The organism is Agrobacterium sp. A3-95, from assembly GCF_053521785.1.
Window position 1 is genome coordinate 509,530 of the sequence record NZ_JBNWDR010000002.1, and the last position, 18,500, is coordinate 528,029.

The 18,500-nt window shown below is 59.4% G+C and carries 17 protein-coding genes; 12 read left to right on the plus strand and 5 right to left on the minus strand.

All coding sequences use genetic code 11. The features are described from left to right. Positions 1-52 precede the first annotated feature (52 nt). Positions 53-784, plus strand: a complete 732-nt coding sequence (locus ACQZ5Y_RS07950) for a FadR/GntR family transcriptional regulator (RefSeq protein ID WP_003511162.1) — start codon at positions 53-55, stop codon at positions 782-784. Positions 785-811: 27 nt separating this feature from the next. Here ACQZ5Y_RS07950 and ACQZ5Y_RS07955 read toward each other — a convergent pair whose 3' ends face one another. After that, positions 812-1,447, minus strand: coding sequence for a LysE family translocator (locus tag ACQZ5Y_RS07955; RefSeq protein ID WP_065662615.1), 636 nt, complete (start codon positions 1,445-1,447; stop codon positions 812-814). Positions 1,448-1,778: 331 nt separating this feature from the next. Here ACQZ5Y_RS07955 and ACQZ5Y_RS07960 point away from each other — a divergent pair, with 331 nt between their 5' ends. Genes ACQZ5Y_RS07960 through ACQZ5Y_RS07975 form a run of 4 tightly spaced genes read left to right on the plus strand, consistent with a single transcriptional unit; the run spans position 1,779 to position 5,287 of the window. Further along, positions 1,779-2,801, plus strand: a complete 1,023-nt coding sequence (locus tag ACQZ5Y_RS07960) for an ABC transporter permease (protein WP_003500347.1) — start codon at positions 1,779-1,781, stop codon at positions 2,799-2,801. Continuing rightward, complete coding sequence (locus tag ACQZ5Y_RS07965) at positions 2,801-3,688, plus strand: ABC transporter permease (protein WP_003511156.1); 888 nt, start codon at positions 2,801-2,803, stop codon at positions 3,686-3,688. The genes ACQZ5Y_RS07960 and ACQZ5Y_RS07965 overlap by 1 nt, the downstream gene beginning before the upstream one ends. A 4-nt stretch (positions 3,689-3,692) precedes the next feature. Continuing rightward, entirely contained in the window at positions 3,693-4,529 is an 837-nt protein-coding gene (locus ACQZ5Y_RS07970) for an ABC transporter ATP-binding protein (protein ID WP_003511154.1), read from the plus strand. Then, positions 4,529-5,287, plus strand: coding sequence for an ABC transporter ATP-binding protein (locus ACQZ5Y_RS07975; RefSeq protein ID WP_003511153.1), 759 nt, complete (start codon positions 4,529-4,531; stop codon positions 5,285-5,287). Before ACQZ5Y_RS07970 ends, ACQZ5Y_RS07975 begins: the two co-directional genes overlap by 1 nt. A 282-nt stretch (positions 5,288-5,569) precedes the next feature. On the opposite strand, the gene ACQZ5Y_RS07980 is transcribed toward ACQZ5Y_RS07975, so the two are convergent. The 3 genes from ACQZ5Y_RS07980 to ACQZ5Y_RS07990 form a co-directional block, all read right to left on the minus strand. Continuing rightward, positions 5,570-7,168 (minus strand): ABC transporter substrate-binding protein, encoded by a 1,599-nt coding sequence (locus ACQZ5Y_RS07980; protein ID WP_174060013.1) that lies wholly within the window; start codon positions 7,166-7,168, stop codon positions 5,570-5,572. A 78-nt stretch (positions 7,169-7,246) separates the two neighbouring features. Next, positions 7,247-7,876, minus strand: coding sequence for an SGNH/GDSL hydrolase family protein (locus ACQZ5Y_RS07985; RefSeq protein ID WP_174060012.1), 630 nt, complete (start codon positions 7,874-7,876; stop codon positions 7,247-7,249). 4 nt (positions 7,877-7,880) lie between these two features. After that, positions 7,881-9,029, minus strand: coding sequence for a mandelate racemase family protein (locus ACQZ5Y_RS07990; RefSeq protein ID WP_080801404.1), 1,149 nt, complete (start codon positions 9,027-9,029; stop codon positions 7,881-7,883). A 385-nt stretch (positions 9,030-9,414) separates the two neighbouring features. Here ACQZ5Y_RS07990 and ACQZ5Y_RS07995 point away from each other — a divergent pair, with 385 nt between their 5' ends. After that, on the plus strand, positions 9,415-10,443 hold the full coding sequence (locus ACQZ5Y_RS07995) for an LLM class flavin-dependent oxidoreductase (protein WP_080802036.1): 1,029 nt from the start codon (positions 9,415-9,417) through the stop codon (positions 10,441-10,443). 61 nt (positions 10,444-10,504) lie between these two features. Here the strand turns inward: ACQZ5Y_RS07995 and ACQZ5Y_RS08000 are convergent, their stop codons facing one another. Beyond that, the gene (locus ACQZ5Y_RS08000) at positions 10,505-11,812 is read right to left on the minus strand and encodes an NtaA/DmoA family FMN-dependent monooxygenase (protein ID WP_080801401.1); all 1,308 of its coding nucleotides are present in this window, start codon (positions 11,810-11,812) and stop codon (positions 10,505-10,507) included. Positions 11,813-12,171: 359 nt separating this feature from the next. Between ACQZ5Y_RS08000 and ACQZ5Y_RS08005 the strand changes: the two genes are divergently transcribed. The 6 genes from ACQZ5Y_RS08005 to ACQZ5Y_RS08030 all read left to right on the plus strand — a co-directional run bounded on the left by ACQZ5Y_RS08005 (position 12,172) and on the right by ACQZ5Y_RS08030 (position 18,449). After that, entirely contained in the window at positions 12,172-13,224 is a 1,053-nt protein-coding gene (locus ACQZ5Y_RS08005) for an ABC transporter substrate-binding protein (protein WP_174060011.1), read from the plus strand. A gap of 7 nt (positions 13,225-13,231) precedes the next feature. After that, positions 13,232-14,128, plus strand: a complete 897-nt coding sequence (locus tag ACQZ5Y_RS08010) for an NmrA family NAD(P)-binding protein (RefSeq protein ID WP_174060010.1) — start codon at positions 13,232-13,234, stop codon at positions 14,126-14,128. Continuing rightward, positions 14,119-15,288 carry an LLM class flavin-dependent oxidoreductase gene (locus tag ACQZ5Y_RS08015; protein WP_174060009.1) on the plus strand — a complete coding sequence of 390 codons (1,170 nt, stop codon included), beginning with the start codon at positions 14,119-14,121 and terminating at the stop codon, positions 15,286-15,288. The genes ACQZ5Y_RS08010 and ACQZ5Y_RS08015 overlap by 10 nt, the downstream gene beginning before the upstream one ends. A 93-nt stretch (positions 15,289-15,381) precedes the next feature. Beyond that, positions 15,382-16,581, plus strand: coding sequence for an amidohydrolase (locus ACQZ5Y_RS08020; RefSeq protein WP_174060008.1), 1,200 nt, complete (start codon positions 15,382-15,384; stop codon positions 16,579-16,581). A 33-nt stretch (positions 16,582-16,614) separates the two neighbouring features. Continuing rightward, positions 16,615-18,204, plus strand: coding sequence for an ABC transporter substrate-binding protein (locus ACQZ5Y_RS08025; protein ID WP_162803592.1), 1,590 nt, complete (start codon positions 16,615-16,617; stop codon positions 18,202-18,204). After that, positions 18,201-18,449 (plus strand): hypothetical protein, encoded by a 249-nt coding sequence (locus ACQZ5Y_RS08030; RefSeq protein WP_162723732.1) that lies wholly within the window; start codon positions 18,201-18,203, stop codon positions 18,447-18,449. Before ACQZ5Y_RS08025 ends, ACQZ5Y_RS08030 begins: the two co-directional genes overlap by 4 nt. The last annotated feature ends 51 nt before the right edge of the window (positions 18,450-18,500 follow it).

Sequence of the window (18,500 nt, forward strand, 5' to 3'; positions counted from 1 at the left end):
TGTGGCGGGTGTTTGCTAACATGCCAGACAAGTTTAAAACAGGTGGGCCGGAATGGACGTTGAGAGCAGCACGAAGCCGGGAATATCGCTCGCGGCGAAAATCAGCTCCGCATTGCGGCGGGATTTGTCTGAAGGCGTGTTCCGTCCCGGCGACCGTCTCCCGAGTGAGAGCGCGCTGACACGCGAATATTCCGTCAGCCGCACCGTGGTGCGGGAGGCCATCGCCATTCTGCGCGCGGATGGTCTCGTTGAGGCCCGCAAGGGAGCAGGCGTTTTTGCCATTGAGGTGAAACCGGCCAAGGAAGTGCCTTTCAATGATCTCGCCGTGGGGCGGATCTCCTCGGTTATCGAACTACTGGAATTGCGCACCGTCTTCGAGGTCGAATCCGCAGGGCTTGCGGCATCGCGCCGATCCGCCGTGCAGGTGGAGTCGATTGTCGATGCGCATCGGCGCGTTGGCGACTGTCTCGCCGCCGGGTTGCCGACGCGGGATGCCGATTTCGAGTTCCATCTGGCCATTGCACAGGCGACGCAGAACAGGCGATTCCCCGAGTTTCTTCAACTCATCCGCTCCGGCATCATCCCGCGTGGCGAATTACAGGGGGCGGCGCCCGGTTCCCGTCCGAAGGACTACAATCTTCATCTCCAGGAGGAGCATGCGAAGATCGTTGACGCCATCATCGAAGGCGATGCCGATGCTGCCCGCCAATATATGGCGGCGCATCTGCGCGGTAGTCTTGAGCGCTACAAGGTGCTTTTGCGCTCCCGTACAGCCGCCGAATAACTCGGAAATTTCAGCTTTCTCAGCAGGTTAAGCGCTCGCCCGTCGGTAGAAGGCAAGAGAGGCGGCAAGCGTCAAAAGCGCGCCGCCGCAAATGCGGTCGAGCCATAACGCCCCTGACTTCCGCAACAGTCTGACGGCCTGCGAGCCCAGCAGGGCATATCCGAACATGACGATGAAATCGATGCCGGCAAAAACCAGCGCAAGCACCGCATATTGCTGGATCTGCGGTGCTGCCGGATCGATGAATTGCGGCAGGAAAGCCGAAAAGAACAGATATCCCTTTGGGTTGGTCACGGCCACAAGGAAGCTTTTGAGGAAAATCGAGCGGCCGGAAGTGGCCCCGGAAGTATCTGCCGATTGAAGAGCGCCATCGAGCGAGCCTCTCGAGCGCAAAAGCATGACGCCCAGGAAGGCAAGATAACAAACGCCGACCCATTTGACGACGCCGAACCAGAACTCCGAGGCGGCGAGCAATGCTCCCAATCCCAGTGCAACCGCGCCGATCAGGACGAAATCTGACAGCACCGCACCAGCCATGCCGGTCAAGGCACGGCGGACCCCGAAACGCGAGCCATTCGCAAGCGCCAGCAAAACCGTCGGGCCAGGTGTGGCAATACCGATAAAGGCAACTATCGCAAATGCCAGAAGTGTCATTTCCGCCATCTCTTCCTCCCCCTTGAAGCAGGAGATATGCCAGTGCCAGACCGGCATCTCCACAGGCAGTTCGAAGCGAAGAATACAGGCTTTTGTCATCGCGGCAATATGTGTGATTCCTTTCTCCGGCAAAGCAAAGAACCGCTGGATTTCGGATGAAATCTCGGTCTTGAAAGGCGGCGTTGTTGCCTGCTTCAATCATTTTCCAAGCCTGCCGCAGGACCAATTTTATCGGCATATGCTTGACAGCTCTCCACACCTGTGACAACTTGCGAATAGTTGTCAGACAGGATTGCGCCTTTGTTATTTTGTGCAATCGACTTCTGGCAAGGGAGGAACCATGCCAAAAAGACGCCTTTCGCTGTATGGCCTGTCCGGCCAGATCGGAAGTATTGCGGTCACGCTGCTCGGATTGCTGCTGCTGACCTTTTTCATCGGCCGCCTGATGCCCGCTGATCCGGTGCGGGCCATCGTCGGCGAGGACGCGACCCGCGAAACCTATGAGCAGGTTTACCATGCGCTCGGTTTCGACCGTCCGCTCTGGCAACAATTCATCTATTATCTCGGCGATGTGTTCACAGGCGATTTCGGAACCTCGATCCGCACGGGCCAGCCCGTCATCCAGGATATCATACGCGTCATGCCGGCGACGATGGAGCTCGCGACCTTCGCGATCCTGATCGGTGCCGGCCTCGGGATTCCCATGGGGGTTTATGCCGCCGTCAAGAAAGACCGCTGGCAGGACCATTTGGTGCGGGTGCTCAGCCTGTTCGGCCATTCCATGCCGATTTTCTGGACCGGTATGATTGCGCTGATCGTTTTTTACGCTCATCTCGGGCTTGTCGGCGGCGGTGGCCGCATGGACCAGTTCTATATCGGTCTCGTGGAGGAACGAACGGGCTTCCTGCTCATCGACAGCCTGCTGGCGGGCGATATGGAAGTCTTCTGGTCGGCCATTAATCACCTCATCCTGCCCGCCGCTCTGCTTGGTTATTCATCGTCGGCCTATATCACCCGTATGACGCGCAGCTTCATGCTCGACCAGCTGGGGCAGGAATATGTGACGACCGCGCGCGTCAAAGGCCTGTCGCAACGCCAGACGGTGTGGCTGCATGCCTTCGGCAATATTCGTGTGCAGCTCGTCACCATCATAGCCCTTGCTTACGGCTCACTGCTGGAAGGCGCTGTCCTTATCGAGACCGTCTTCGCCTGGCCGGGCTTCGGCCAATATCTCACCAGCAATCTTATCATCGGCGACATGAATGCCGTGATGACCTGCGTGCTTATCGTCGGCGTCATCTTCATCGGGCTCAATCTCCTGTCCGACATTCTGTACCGCTTTTTCGATCCGAGGACCCGCTGATGACGGCTCGTGCAGAAACTTCCTTGCGTCTTCCCGTGCCTTTGAACGCGCTGAAGAACATCATTGTCTTCCTGCTGAAAAGTCCGACATCGGCCTTCGGCCTGGTGATATTGCTGCTTCTCGTCATCGCGGCGATTTTCGCGCCCTGGCTTGCGACGCATGATCCTTACGTGCAGGATCTCGCCAAGACGCTGCAGCCGCCCGGTAACGGCCATTTCTTCGGCACGGACGAGCTTGGACGCGATATTTACAGTCGCCTTCTGTGGGGCGCGCGCATCACGCTGACCATCATCTCGCTGGTGTCGATCATCGTCGGTCCGGTCGGTCTGCTGGTCGGCACGGCCTCCGGTTATCTCGGCGGCAAGTTCGATACGGTGATGATGCGCATCACGGATATTTTCCTGTCGTTCCCGAGCCTCATCCTGTCGCTCGCCTTCGTGGCCGCGCTCGGACCCAGCCTCAACAATGCGATCATCGCGATCGCGCTCACCTCATGGCCGCCGATCGCGCGGCTCGCACGCGCCGAAGCGATGACATTCCGCAAGGCGGACTACATTGCCGCCGCAAGGCTTCAGGGTGCCTCGCCGCTGCGTATCATCATAAAATCGATCATGCCAATGTGCCTGCCTTCGGTCCTGATCCGTCTGACGCTGAATATGGCGACCGTCATTCTGACCGCCGCAGGCCTCGGCTTCCTAGGCCTTGGCGCGCAGCCGCCCCTGCCGGAATGGGGCGCGATGATCGCGACCGGACGCCGTTACATGCTCGACAGCTGGTGGCTCGTCACTTTCCCCGGCGTTGCGATCCTTTCCGTCAGCCTTGCCTTCAACCTTCTGGGTGACGGCCTGCGGGATGCGCTCGATCCGAAGCAGATGAACCGGAAATAGGGCCATGGAAAAACCAATCCTCGACGTCGAAAATCTTCGCATCCGTTATGGCGGTTCGCCCACCGAGGCCGTGCGCGGCATCTCCTTCACCCTTGGCCGGGAGCGTCTCGGCATTGTCGGCGAAAGCGGCTCGGGCAAGTCCACCGTCGGCCGGGCTTTGCTGCGCCTCCTGCCATCGGCGACGATAACGGCCGACAAGCTTGATTTTGATGGCGTCGATCTTCTGTCGCTCAGTGAGAAGGAGATGCTGAAGGTTCGCGGACGGCGCATGTCGATGATCCTTCAGGATCCAAAATTCTCTCTCAATCCCATCCGCCGTGTCGGCGATCAGGTGACGGAGACCTATCTGCGCCATTTCAAGGCGTCGAAATCGGAAGCCCGGGAAAAGGCGCTCGCCATGCTCGATGCGGTGAAAATCCGCGACGCCGTGCGCGTCTACGAGCAATATCCGCACGAAATTTCCGGTGGCATGGGCCAGCGCGTCATGATTGCGATGATGCTGCTTGCCGATCCTGATCTGGTCATTGCCGACGAGCCGACCTCCGCGCTGGATGTGACGGTGCGGCTGCAGGTTCTGAATATTCTCGATGGCCTCGTTCGGGATAGAGGCATCGGTCTCATCATGATCAGCCACGACCTCAATCTCGTGCGCAATTTCTGCGACCGGGTACTCATCATGTATGCCGGCCGGGTGGTGGAAACGCTTGCCGCGCGCGACCTCGATCAAGCGCAGCACCCCTACACGCGCGGCCTGCTCGCGGCGCAGCCGCGGATTGGCGGCACGCGTGCGCCACTTGCGGTGCTGGATCGCCGCCCCGAATGGCTGGAGGAGAAAGTATAATGGCCGTTTCCGTTGAAACCCGCGATCTCTCCATCACCTTCGGCAGCGGCCACACGGCGCTGAAAGTGCTGCCTTCGGTGTCCTTTCGCGTCGAGCCGGGCGAGTGTTTCGGTCTGGTCGGTGAAAGCGGTTCGGGCAAATCAACAGTGTTGCGCTGCGTGTCGATGCTGAATGATTTCTGGAGCGGCGAAATCCTCATCAATGGAAAGTCGGTTCGCGACATGCCGCTGATCGAGCGATGCCGCACGTTGCAGATGGTGTTTCAGGATCCCTATGGTTCGCTGCATCCGCGCCAGTCGGTGCGCACCGTTCTCGGAGAATCGCTTGCCATCCATAAACTGGGCGATCGTGAAGAGCGCATGCGCAAGGTAATTACGGATGTCGGTCTGCCCGTGTCGTTCCTGGACCGCTTCCCGCATCAGCTTTCCGGCGGCCAGCGGCAGCGCGTGGCGATTGCGCGTGCGCTGATCCTTGAACCGTCGCTGCTCCTGCTCGACGAGCCGACCTCGGCGCTCGATGTTTCGGTGCAGGCCGAAATCCTCAACCTGTTGCAGCGCCTGCGCGAAGAGCGCGGCTTCACCTATATCATGGTGACGCACGATCTCGCCGTGGTCGACCACATGTGCGATCGCTTCGCCGTGATGCTGCGCGGCGAAATCACCGAAATCCTGCCGCGTGAGGCCATCGCCGGCAATGGTGCGACCCATCCCTATGCGCGCGAACTGATCGGCGCCTCGCTGGAATATGAAGGCGCATGACACCTCCCAAAGCGTGATCGTCCTCCTCCGGGGCATCACGAATAATAAAATCCTCCTTCCTCGCCCGGCCTCCAGTGCCGGGCAATTTTTTTGGATGGCTACGGCGGGAGGGCGGGCCGCCAACTGCGCTTAGGCTGCTCACACAAGACCCCGGATCTCTTCCGGCGTGACAGAGTGCGGAGGCTTCGCTTGCGCCTAACACATTGGGTGAATGGAGCTTCATTACAGCAAAAAGGCGCGGGGTTAGCCGCGCCTTTTCCTACTCGCAGATATGGCAGCCGATCACCGCTCCTTGCTCACCTCTTCAAAGCGCGAGAGCCATGGGCTGACGATCATACCCTTGATGTCGCTGCGGAAAGCGGCGGTGTCGACGACTTCGGAGAATGGCTGAATGGACATGACGATCTCGTCCATATAGGCCTGAAGGTCCTCGTAGAGCTTCGTCTGTTTCGCCACGTCGCGCTCGACAAGGGCTTCCTCGATCATCCTGTTCAGCTTTTCATCGAAGAAGCTCGTGCGCCAGCTCTGATAGTTGGTGAGCTTGGCGTCGTCCGCATTGTTCGGATTATAGGCGATGGAGCGCAGGTTGTTGTCCGGATGCGGCTGCTGACCGCCGCCGCCGCGGCCGAGAAGCAGTTCGAAGTTGCGCTCGCGCATGGCGCCGTAAATCTGGTCGCCGGAACCGCTGATCAGTTCGGCCTGGATGCCGGCCTGGGCCAGTGTGTTCTGGATTGCCGTTGCCGCTTTCATGAAGGGGTCTTCCGAGAGCACGCGCAACGTCGTCTTGAAACCGTTTGGATAACCGGCTTCAGCCAGAAGCGCCTTGGCTTTTGCGATATCGAGCTTGTAGCCCTGATCCGGCAGCGCGCCCATCACACCGGTGCTGAGAGAGCGCTGATGCAGCTTGCCGTAATAGGGCATGACCGCCTTGTCGAGGCCGTCGTAGTCGATCAGGTAACGCAGGGCTTCGCGCACTTTCTTGTTCGCAAAGCGCTCGTCTTTCATCGAAACGCTGAGGTAATAAAAACCGGAGCCGGGTGTGGATTCGATGGCGATGGTCTTGTCGGCTTCGAGCGACTTCAGGTCCGGCGCCTGCAGGGAATAGGCGACATCGATATCGCCCTTTTCCAGCATCAGCCGCTGCGATTGCGATTCCGGCAGATGGCGCATCAGGACGCGCTTCATCTTGGCTTTTTCACCCCAGTAATCGTCGTTGCGGGTGAGGATGATATATTCGTTGGATTTCCACTGGGTCAGCTTGAACGGGCCGGAGCCCGCCGAATTGAGCGTCAGCCACGCGCCACCAAGATCGCCGTCCTTTTCGTTGGCAAGCGCCGTCTGGCTGTCGATGATCGAGCCGGGCCCATTCTGTGCAAGAATCATCAGCAGCAGGTTGGGATCATCAGGCTTCGGAATATTAAGCACGAAGGTCTGATCGTTTTCGGCGACGAAAAGCTTGTCGGCATCCTCCAGCTTGAAACCGCGAGTTTTGAGGAAAGACGATTGCGCCAGATTGCGGGCGAGCAGACGTTTCAGGCTCCATGCCACGTCCTTTGCCGTCACGGCGTTGCCGGACGCGAACTTGGCGTCGGCCCGCAGGTGGAAGCGGATCGATTTCCGATCCTCGCCGATTTCCCAACGTTCGGCAAGGCGGGGCTGGACGCTGCGATCTTTGGGCGAAAGCACGACCAGCGTGTCGTAGATATTATTCAGAACCTGCACCGTCTCGCGGCCGGTAATGGCGGCTGGATCAAGGGTCAGGATATTGCTCATGGTCGTGGCGACGATGAGCTGGTCCTTCGGCGTTTCGGCAAAGACGCTGAGCGGCACGGCGCCGATCAGCAGTGCACCGAGGGCTGCGGTTGCAAGAAAATGTCTCATTTTTCCTCCCATACGGCCGGTTCATACGGCCTTCCACGTTTCGATCCGCGCGCCTGTTCCTCCACAGGCTTCGTGTGATCAGCCAAGAATGTCTCTGACCGGAGCGGCGAGCGCCCGGCCGATTGCGGCCGTTGCCGGCGCTTCCAGATGCACGCCATCCACTGGCGAGGCGCTGGCGACCGATCCGGCATCAAAGAAGTGATGCCCAAGTTCGGCGGCGAGTCTGCGATAGAGCGGCGCAAGCTGTAGTGATTGTCCGATATCGCGGCCGCCTGCGGGCTCTCCACCCGGGCCGGCGACGCAGGGCGGTGGCGCGACGATCAGAAGCTTAGGCACTGCATCTCGCGGCTTGTAGATGAAGGTCTCGACGATCTGCGCCAGCCGCCGCATGCCCGAAACGGCGGCTTCCGCGCGACCGCCATGCACCGGCTTGATGTCGTTGGTGCCGAGCATGACGATGACGAGATCAAGCGGCATGTGGCACGAAAGCGCGACTTCAAGCGCTCGCGCGCCATTGCGGCAGGCCGGGCCGGCATGGTCGTCATAACAGGTGGTGCGTCCGCCTAGCCCTTCGGCATGAACCTTCGCCATTCCGGAAAGCTCTGCCTCCAGCACCTCCGGCCAGCGATGCTCAGGTCGGTGGCGGAGACCCGTTGCCGGGTCTGCGCCCCAGGTGAGGCTGTCTCCAAAGGCGAGCACGGTTTTCATAGCCTTATCTCACCCGGTTGTTGTCGATGAAATCGAAATCGATATCCTCGCCAAGGCCCGGCCGGTCGGGAACGTGAACGAACCCATCGCGGTCCATCGGGTCGGACAAAGACTTCAGATAGTCGTGGCCGTCATCATATTCGAGGAAGGGATGCAGGAGGCCGCGCTCGTACCAGCGGCAATTCTTGGTGGCGGCGACCACATGCAGGTTCATGGCCGTATTGCCATGCACCTCGCATTCCATGCCGAAGGCTTCGGCCAGATGCATGGTCTTGAGCGCCGGCGTGATGCCGCCGACATCGTTGACGCCGGTGCGAAGAATATCGCAGGCGCCGGCCTTGATCCATTCTGCGCGGTGCCAGTGCTTGCCAGCTGCACTTTCCGGGCCGACGACGGGAATATCGAGATTGTCGGCGAGCCACTTGTAGGAGGAGAGCGACTGCTCATCCATCGGCTCTTCGATCCAGTCGAAGCCGAGCTTTTCAAGGCCACGTCCCAATGCCAGCGCATCGGTGCGGGAATACCAGTGAAAGGCGTCGATCATCAGGCGGATATCGGGCCCGACCGCTTCGCGCACGGCCGCGCAGGCCTTGAGGTCCATCTTCACATCCGGCGCCCAACTGACGGGCGGCATCCAGGTGTGAAGCTTGATGCCCTTGTACCCGCGCTTCACCAGCGTTTCGGCGAACCGGCCATAGTCTTCAGGCGTTGCTAGGCCGCCTTCCAGCTCGTCCCCACACATGATCGAGCCATAGGCGAGCACCTTGTCGCGATAACCACCAATCAACTTGTATACAGGTTGTCCGAGGCTGCGACCGGCAAGGTCCCAGAGCGCGCAGTCCACCACCGCCAGCGTGCGGTCCGTCAGCTGCGCCGCCGAGCCGCGTTGCCAGTGAGCAAGGTCCTGCCAAAGGCGTTCCCGGTCGCGATGATCCTCGCCGATCAGCACCTTCTTGACGAATTTCTCGATGACATGCGGGCGAACGATTTCCGGCGCTGTGAAGGAATGGCCTTCTTGCCCGTCTTCCGTGCGGATGGTCAGCATGGCCTGTTCAACCTGATGCGCCGGACCCGGATGTGCGTGACCGGCACTGTCCGAGTGCCGACGGGTCGTCGTGCGGAAAACACGGACCTCGACGTCGGTGATGATCATAATTCCTCCCTCATGCAAGTATCGCAGCGTTCGTGGTGGCTGCAATGTCATACATGTATGCATTATTTGTCAACATGTATGATAATCTGTATTACATGTTGGGGAGGAAAATCAAGGGCATTCGCGCGGCGCTCGATACGTCGGCGTATTTAAAAGGATGGAGAGGGGACAAAGCGACCGCTCCTTGAGGATTAATCTATAATTTTAGTAGACTACTGAATCGCGCAACGATCTTTCAAAAATCGCCGGGACTATAAAAGACCATGCCGCGCCAGCGATGCCGGTCATCGTGCATTCTGCTTGGGTATGCGCGGTACAGGATGATGGCCGCACCTGCGCTGTCTGAGCTTCATCATGCCTCAACAAACATTCCCGGATGCACACCATGCCTATTTCCCATATCTCGCATTTTGCTTTTCTGGTTCCCGGCAACTATCACGATGATGATCCTGCGCAGGGGCTGGAGGAAACTCTGCAGCTTTTCGAAGCCGGCGAGGCGCTTGGTTATGATAGCGCCTGGGTCCGCCAGCGCCATCTGGAACGCGGCGTGTCCTCGGCCGCCACCTTTCTCGCGGCGGCGTCGCAGCGCACCAAGCGGATTGGCCTCGGCACCGCCGTCATTCAACTGGGTTATGAAAACCCTTTCAGGCTGGCGGAAGATCTCGCCACCGTGGATGTGCTGTCACACGGACGGTTGAATGTCGGCGTCTCTGTCGGCGCGCCGCCCTTCGCCCATCTGATTTCGGATTATGTCGATACGGCGCCCGATGCGGATTACAGCCATGCCCGTGCCGAGAAGCTCGCCAGGGCCTTGAGATCAGAACCGCTGTCCAGCGAAACGGAGGCGGGCAATGCAGCGGGCGCGCAGGTACCTCGCCTTCGGCCCTTCGCCAAGGGGTTGACCGACCGGCTGTGGTATGGCGGCGGATCGCAGAATTCCGCTCGCTGGGCGGGGAAGGCGGGATTCAATCTGCTGACCGGCAATATCGTCAGCGGTGAAAATACCGATGATTTTCTGACGGCGCAGGCGGCCCTCGTTGCTCGGTTCCGGCAGGAATGGGCGCATGAGCGCCAGCCGCGCGTCGCCCTTGGCCGCGTGATTTTGCCGACGGACAGTGCCAGCCCTTCGACACGTCGCCGTTATGCGGAGTTTGCGGCCGAGCGCGACAAGCGCACGCATACGCCGCATGGTGCGCGCCGCACGCTTTTTCTGCCTGATATTGTCGGGACGACGGATGAAATTCTGGAGAAGCTGTCGCGCGATCCTGTTCTGCCGCATGTCTCGGAATTCCGTCTGGAACTGCCCTATGAATTCCAGCCGGAAGACTATCGCCAGATCGTGACCGATTTCGCGTCCGTCGTGCCGCAGCTTTCCGGCGGACGACCGGTTTTGAAAGTGGCAACAGCTCAATAACGCGTTCACAACGCCGCCATTCCTGCGCCGAGCGTGGGAATGGCGAACGAGGCGAACAGCGTCAGTCCGGTTGAGGCAGGCCGTATCTCTCGCGTATGGTCGTGCCTTCGTATTCGCGCGGATAAACGCCGCGGTCTTGCAGCACCGGCACGACTTGTTCGACGAATTCGGCGATATCGTCAGGGGCACGAGGCGGCTGCAATGTGTAGCCGTCAACCGTTCCGTCCTGCCAGAGATCGATGATACCGTCCGCCACCTCTTCCGCTGTGCCGAGCAGTAGCCGGTGATGCCCCTCCGAGCGCCGCACGGCCTCGCGGGCGGTGAGCTTTTCATGGGTCAGCAGTTCGGAAAGGCCAAGCCCCATGCCGACAGCCCATTGGCGGTTCTGGTCGGGAATGAAGCGCTCGCCATCCAGTTTCGCGTCGGGATCGAAATCGCGGGGATCGATACCGTTTTCCTTGGCGAAGCGTGCCAGAAGACCGTCTTCCGAGCCGGTTCCGCTGTAGAGTTCGTGTTTGCGCAACGCTTCCTCGCGCGTCTCGCCGAGAATGACGACGAGGCCAGGAACGATGCGGATGCCGGAGGGATCGCGGCCGAAAGACACTGCGCGGTCACGGACCTTTTTGCCAAAGGCCTGGCCGGCGGGACGGGACAATATGTTGCAATAGATAATCTCGCCATGACGTGCCGCCAGATCGATGCCGCCCTCGGAAGCGCCCGCCTGGGCGATGACGGGGTGCCCCTGCGGTCCACGAGGGACGTTGAGCGGGCCTTTGACATGAAAATATTGCCCCTCGTGATCGATGGTCTCGGCCGTCGCCGCATCCCAGAAGCGGTCTTCCGATATCTCGCCTTCGCGGCGCGGATCCCAGCTCGACCAGAGCTTTTTCGCGACATCGAGAAATTCCGTGGCCTTGGCATATCGCTCATTGCGCGGCGGCAGCGGGTCGTTGCCGAAATTGGCGGCGACGTTCGGATTGAAGGAGGAGACGATGTTGACGATCAACCGGCCGCCCGTGACGATATCGATGGATTGCGTTCGTCTCGCAAAATTATAGGGCGAGTTATAGGTGGAGGACACGGTCGCCACGAACCCGATGTCCGGCACCTGTGCGGCAAGCGATGTGGAAAGGATGAGCGGATCGATGGTGTGAAATGGCCGGCTTGTCGGGTCGGTCAGCAATGCCGGGTGATCCGAAAGGAAAACGGCGTCGAACCGGCCTTTGTGAGCCAGTTCCGTCAGTCGCCGGTAATAGCCGATATCGTTGATATCGTGCCGGTCTCCGCTCCTGTATTTCCAGGCATTGGCGAGGTATCCGGTGGTATTGATGCCGACATTGAGATTGAGCCGGCGTTTGTTCGTGCTCATGCTGCCACTTTTTCTTTCAGGTCTGTTGGATTGCCGGCTTGCGGTTCCGACACAATTGCGGGGAAGCGTAACAGCCGGGGTTCCGGTCGCGAGTTAAAAATCCTTGCTGTCAGGAGAAGAAAAACTTCCCAGCCATGGCCGACGCTCCCAAGGAGAGGCTCACATCGCGTGCCGCTCTCCGCCGAAGTATCGCTCGAGAATGACGCCGTTTCCGAAAGGATATTTTACCGAAAGCACGAAGCCATGCTGATATGGAAACGAATTTCCTCAATGGCCTCTCAAATAGTACACTTTATCTATAGAAAATATTTTATGGCGTGTAGCGTGTCGTAGAGATCGCAATTGAGAGGACGAACGCCATGGCTGATGCGGCCCTTCGCCAGATAACCCACCCTGAAACTGTCTGGTACACGCGCTGCCCGGCACCCACGCCGCTTTCCATCGCGGCGCAGCTTGGCTGGATCGAGGAGAGTTTCGCCGGCCACGGCATTACTGTTTCCTCCATTCGCGATGCGGCGGATCCGGCCATTCGCCAAAGCCATTTCGATCACCGTCTGGACTGGTCATTCCGTCAGGGCGGTAATATTCCGCCTATCTGGGCAAAATCCGGCGGACGCCAGACGCGTCTTGTCGGGTTGACCAGGACCGACGAGTTTCAGGCGGTCATAGCGCTGCCAGCCAGTGGTATAACAAAGGGCGGCGAGCTGAAGGGCCGGCGCATCGGGCTGCCGAAACGACCGAAAGAAACCATCGACTTCCAGCGCGCCACATCGCTCAAGGGCATCGTGTCGGCACTGACCGTCTCCGGCCTTTCCGTGGCGGAGGTCGAGCTGGTCGATCTCACCGCAACCGAGCCGGTGCTCGGACCGGCTGACGACAGGTTCCATGGCCTGCGCCGACGGCTGCCCTATGGGGAGGAGATCGCGGCATTGCATCGCGGAAAGATCGATGCGTTTTTTGTCAAAGGGGCGGAGGGCGTTACCGTCGCCAATCTCATTGGCGCGCACGTCGTCGTGTCGACCGGGTTTCACCCCGATCCGAAAATCCGCATCAATAACGGCACGCCACGTCCTTTGACTGTAGATGCCACCTTTGCCGATGAAAGGCCCGATCTCGTCGCCGACCTCGTGGCCACGGTACAGCGGGTTGCCGGCTGGGCGAACGCCAATCCGGCGGAAGCGGTGCGTTTCATCGCCCGCGAGATCGGTGTCAGCGAGGAAGCGGTTATCGCCGCCAACGGGGCGGATGTGTACCGTAACCTGAGGCTCGATCTCGATCCGGCGGAGCTGGATGCGCTCAGCCACTTCAAGGATTTCCTGCTGGAATGGAAATTCATCCCTGACGATTTCGATGTGAACGACTGGGCCGATCCGCGCGCCCTTTCTTTACTGCAACAGGCTGCGGCGAAGTGAGGGCGTCATGACAGCAACCATTCTTGTAACGGGTGCAACCGGCAAGCTCGGCCAACGCGTCGTCAGCCGCCTTTTGCAGAAAGAGGCGAAGGTTAGGGTGCTGACCCGCCGGGGTGAGGACGCGCTCAAGCTTTGGGGCGACAGGGTGGATATTTCGGAGGGGAATTTCTCCGATCCGGCCAGCCTGAAAGAGGCCTCACGCGCAACAGACACTGTGTTCCTGCTTTCCCCAATCGGTGAAACGCTGGCGGCGGACCAGAAAGCGGTCATCGATGCCGCTCTCTCCGCCAGCGTATCGCGGATCGTGAAAATATCCGGCTCCGACTGGACCATCGCCAATGCCGCACGCTCCATCTCGGGTGCCGCCCATGCCGAGGTCGAAAAACATCTAGCCGGGAGCGGCATTGCGCATACGGTGCTGCGGCCGAATGCCTGGATGCAGGTGGCACTGGAACCCGTCGTCGCAGCACTACGCCACGGGGAGGATGTGACCACCCGTTTCGGCGATGCGGCCGTTTCCTTCATTGATGCCGACGATATAGCCGATGTGGCGGTTCACGCCTTGACTGCGAGCACGTCTGTTTCCGGCGCCTTGGTGCTAACCGGCGGTGAAGCCTTGACGGCACTGGAAATCGCCCGCATCGCGGCCCGTATCCTGCATCGGCCCGTTGGGATATCGCATCATTCCGCTTCCGTTTTTCCGCCGCATATCGGAGCTTTCGAACAGACGGCGATTGGTGAATTCGGCCAACTTATCCGCGAGGGCCTCGCGGCCTCCGTCAACGACAACATCGAGCGGATTACCGGTCGTCAGCCCCGCAGCGTGGAGGCCTATTTGCGCGCCCGGCTGGCAGCGACCACCCCACAGGGTAATCATTCCGAGGGAGGAAAGACATGGCGCTGACTGTTTCACTGCCTGAAGGTCCCGAACTGAAAAGCCCCACTGATTTCGAAGACAGCCCGCTCAGCCGCGCGGTGAAGCAGCCACTGATGCTGGGGCTGTTCCTCAATCTGCAGGACATCAACTTCTCCAGCCTGCCAACCAGCAATAGCTGGACCTTCGATTATAACGCGGAGCTGGTGAAGCGCGCGGAGGAGCTTGGTTTCGAAATCGCGTTCAGCCGCACGCAATGGCTGCCCAAGGGCGGTTATGACGGCGAATCCTCGCTCGACAGTTTCATCGCACTCGGCGCCATGGCGGCGGTCACCAAGAGCATTCTTCTGATCTCCACCATCCATGTGCTTTACGGTCCCCTGCATCCACTTCATCTCGCAAAATATGGCGCAACGCTGGATCATATCGCCAGGGGACGATGGGGCATCAACATCGTCACCGGCCATCGCGCCATAGAGCATGAAATGTTCGGCTGGCAGCGGATCGACCATGACAAGCGCTACGACATGGCGGGCGAGTTGTTCGATGTGCTTCATCGCCTGTGGGGAGAAACCGAAAACTTCTCCTACGAGGGCAAGCTTAACCCCTGGGCCATCAACAACGGCTGGATAACGCCGAAGCCCGCCTTTGGCCGCCCGCCGCTGGTGACGGCGACCGGCTCGCCAGCCGGTATCGATTTCGCCGCCCGCCATTCCGATCTGGTTTTCGTTACCTCGCCCGGCGGCGCGCATATCGACAGCGCGCTGGAAACGCTTCCCGATCATATCGCCACCATCAAGAACCGCGCCAAGGCCTATGGCCGTCAGGTGAAGACGCTCATCAATCCGATCATCGTCAGCCGCGATACGGAGAGGCAAGCGATCGCCTATGCCGACGCCATCGAGGCGGGAAAACCGCAGCCCGGCACCCGTGCCTTTGCGACCAACAATTACGACAGCGACGCCCATGCCTGGCGGGGTCGCGGCGATGCGCGCCACAAGCAGGGGCGCAATCTCGGCGGCAATATCGAAATCATCGGCTCGCCGGAGCAGGTCGTCGAGCAGCTTATCGGCTTGAAAAAGGCTGGCATCGATGGCGTGCAGCTGAATTTCTACGATTTCCGCGAAGATCTCGAATATTTCGCTGAGCGAATTCTGCCCTTGATGAAGGAGGCTGGCCTGAGGCTCTGACGCCTCTCCCGCCTCAGATTTCCAGTTCTGAAGCTTAGCACTTCGCAATCACAGAGATTGCGAGAACGATCTTTTTTGCCCTGAGGAGATACCGTGAATATTGCCATCGATCCCGTCAAAACGCCCGCGCCGAAAGTCATAGACCGGATCGGGACCTATGTTCCCGAACTCGTCTCCATCCGCCACGATCTGCACCAGCATCCTGAAATCGGTTTCGAAGAGGTGCGCACCTCCGGCATCGTCGCCGAGAAGCTCACCTCCTGGGGCATCGAGGTGCATCGCGGTTATGGCAAGACCGGCGTGGTCGGCGTGCTGCGTGGCCGTCATGCTGGCAACCGTTCAATCGGGTTGAGGGCGGATATGGATGCCCTGCCGATGCCGGAAGAAACAGGGCTGCCTTATGCATCGGTCTATCCCGGTAAGTTCCACGGCTGCGGGCATGATGTTCACACCACCATATTGCTTGGCACCGCCCGTTATCTGGCGGAAACCCGTGATTTTGCCGGCACGGTGATTTTCATTTTCCAGCCCGCCGAAGAAGGACTGGGTGGCGCACGCGCCATGATCGCCGATGGGTTGTTCAAGGATTTCCCCGTCGATGAAATTTACGGGCTGCACAATTCCTCCCATGCAGCACCCAACCATCTGAAGGTTTCGCCCGGTACCATTCTGGCAGGTGCCGATTTCTTCGATATCCGGCTGAAGGGCAGGGGCGCGCATGCGGCTCACCCGGATGTCTCGCGTGATCCGGTGCCGGCGACGGGTGAACTCATCCAGGCCTTGCAGACCATCGTCAGCCGCAATGTGCCGCCGACCGATCCGGCCGTCTTGTCGATCACCCGCATTGAGGCGGGATCTGCCTATAACGTCATCCCCGAAACGGCCTCGATTGCAGGCACGGTGCGGGCCTTCTCCGACAGCGTGCGCGAGACCATAAGGGGCCGAATCCGCACGATTTCCGATCACATTGCCGCCGCTTATGGGCTCACCGCCGAGGTGGATATTCGCGACATATTCTCGGTTCTGACCAATGACGACGCGTCGGTGGAGATTGTGGCCGGGGTGGCGCGCGAAGTTCTCGGAGACGAGCGCGTTTCCACTGAGCCCAGCCGCTTCATGGGCAGCGAGGATTTCGCCGACCTCCTGAAACATGCGCCCGGTGCGTTTTTCACCCTCGGTCATTCCGGCACCGTGCCGGCCCATAATCCCGGTTTCATTGTCGATGATGCCATCCTGCCGGTCGGCGCCACCTTGTTTGCCCGACTGGTCGAAACCCGGCTGAAGCCTGCCTGAAATTTGAAAACAAGCCTGCAAGAGGAAACATCCATGGATATTACAAGACGTAAGACATTGCTTTTGAGTGCTGCGCTAGGTGCGGCCATGCTGCTGCCATCCCTGCCGGTGCTGGCGGCGGAAACGCCGAAAAAGGGCGGTATTGTTACCCTTGCGGGTCTCGGTGAGCCGACGACGCTTGTGCCGCTTTCCGATTCCAATACGCGCACGCGCGCGATTTCCACCAAGATCCTGGAAGGGTTGGTGCGCTTCGACAGCGAGTTCAAGCCGCATCCGGTTCTCGCCGAAAGCTGGGAAACCTCCGCCGACGGGCTGCGCTACACCTTCAAGCTGCGCAAGGGCGTCAAATGGCATGATGGCAAGGATTTCACCGCACAGGATGTGAAATTTTCCCTGCTTGCCTTCAAGAAGGTGGGCCCACGCGGCCGTATCACTTTCGCCAATGTTGCCGATATCGAAACGCCCGATCCGCTGACGGCGGTAGTGGTGCTTTCCAAACCTGCGCCTTATCTTCTGCGGGCGCTGACCGGTGGCGAAACGCCCATTTTGCCGGCCCATGCCTATGCTTCGGAAAACTACAATGAGAGCCCGAACGGCAACGCGCCCGTTGGCACTGGCCCCTTTGTGTTTGAGGAATGGAAACGCGGCAGCTATGTGAAGCTCAGGAAGAACCCGAACTACTGGCAGGCCGATCTTCCCTATCTCGATGGCTTCGTGGCGCGGTTCGTCGCTGACGCGGCCTCCACCACCATCTCGGTGGAAACGGGCGAGGCGGATTATACCGCCGATGTCTCCTACAGCGATCTGGAGCGTTTGCGGCAGAATCCCAAGCTTTCGGTGGAGGTATATACCGACTCCTATCTCAATAACGCCGCCATATTCGAGTTCAATCTGGAGAACCCGATCCTCGCGAAAAAGGAGGTGCGGCACGCGCTGGCACATGCCATCGACCGCAATTTCATCAACGACGCGATCTTTTTCGGCACGGCGAAACCCGCCGGTTCGAACATTCCAGCGGTATTCACCGCCTATAATGACGAGAAGCCCTTTACCTATCCCTTCGATCTGGCCAAAGCGAATGAGCTGCTGGACAAGGCGGGGTATCCGAGGGGTGCGGATGGCACGCGTTTTTCGCTGCGGCTGGCCTTCCTGCCCTCCGACGTCTTCCGCAAAACCTCCGAATATCTACGCTCGTCCTTCGGCAAGCTCGGCGTGAAGGTGGATATCGTCGAAGGCGATCTCGCGACCTTCATCAAACGCGTCTATACGGAGCGCGGTTTTGACCTGACGGTGAACGGCATCAGCCGGTTGTTTGATCCGACAGCGGGCGTGCAGCGGCTCTACTGGTCCGATGGCATCAAGAAACCCGCGCCATACGTCAATGCCGCCCACTACAACAATCCCAGGGTGGATGATCTTTTCCGCGCCGCTGCGATTGAAGTGGATGAAACGAAACGGGCGGGGCAGTTCCACGATATCCAGAAAATCACCGGTGACGAATTGCCGAATTTCTCTATCGTCGCCCTGCCGACCGTCATTCTGCGCAACACCAGCCTGCAGTCTCTCGTCACCACCATCGACATTGCCTATGGCGATCTGTCGACGGCCTGGAAGAACGAGTGAGCGTTTTGCATATGGCAATAAAAAACCCGGCAATTTTGCCGGGTTTTTTATTGCTGAAAACGGCCCTCCGGCCTTTTTTCCACTATCGCGGGATAACGGCGTTTTCGGGAAAAACGTTGCCTTTGGAACAGGCCGGCAGGAACGGTGATGCCAATTATCGGAACTCTAAAAAAATCAATTTCTTCAATAATTTAGGGCGAAGGAATTCTTCGTTTTGCGGGAAGAATAGCTTTCTGGACCTCTGATTTCTCTGCCTGCACTGTGTCCATGAAATCTCACCCGCACACGATGGATGC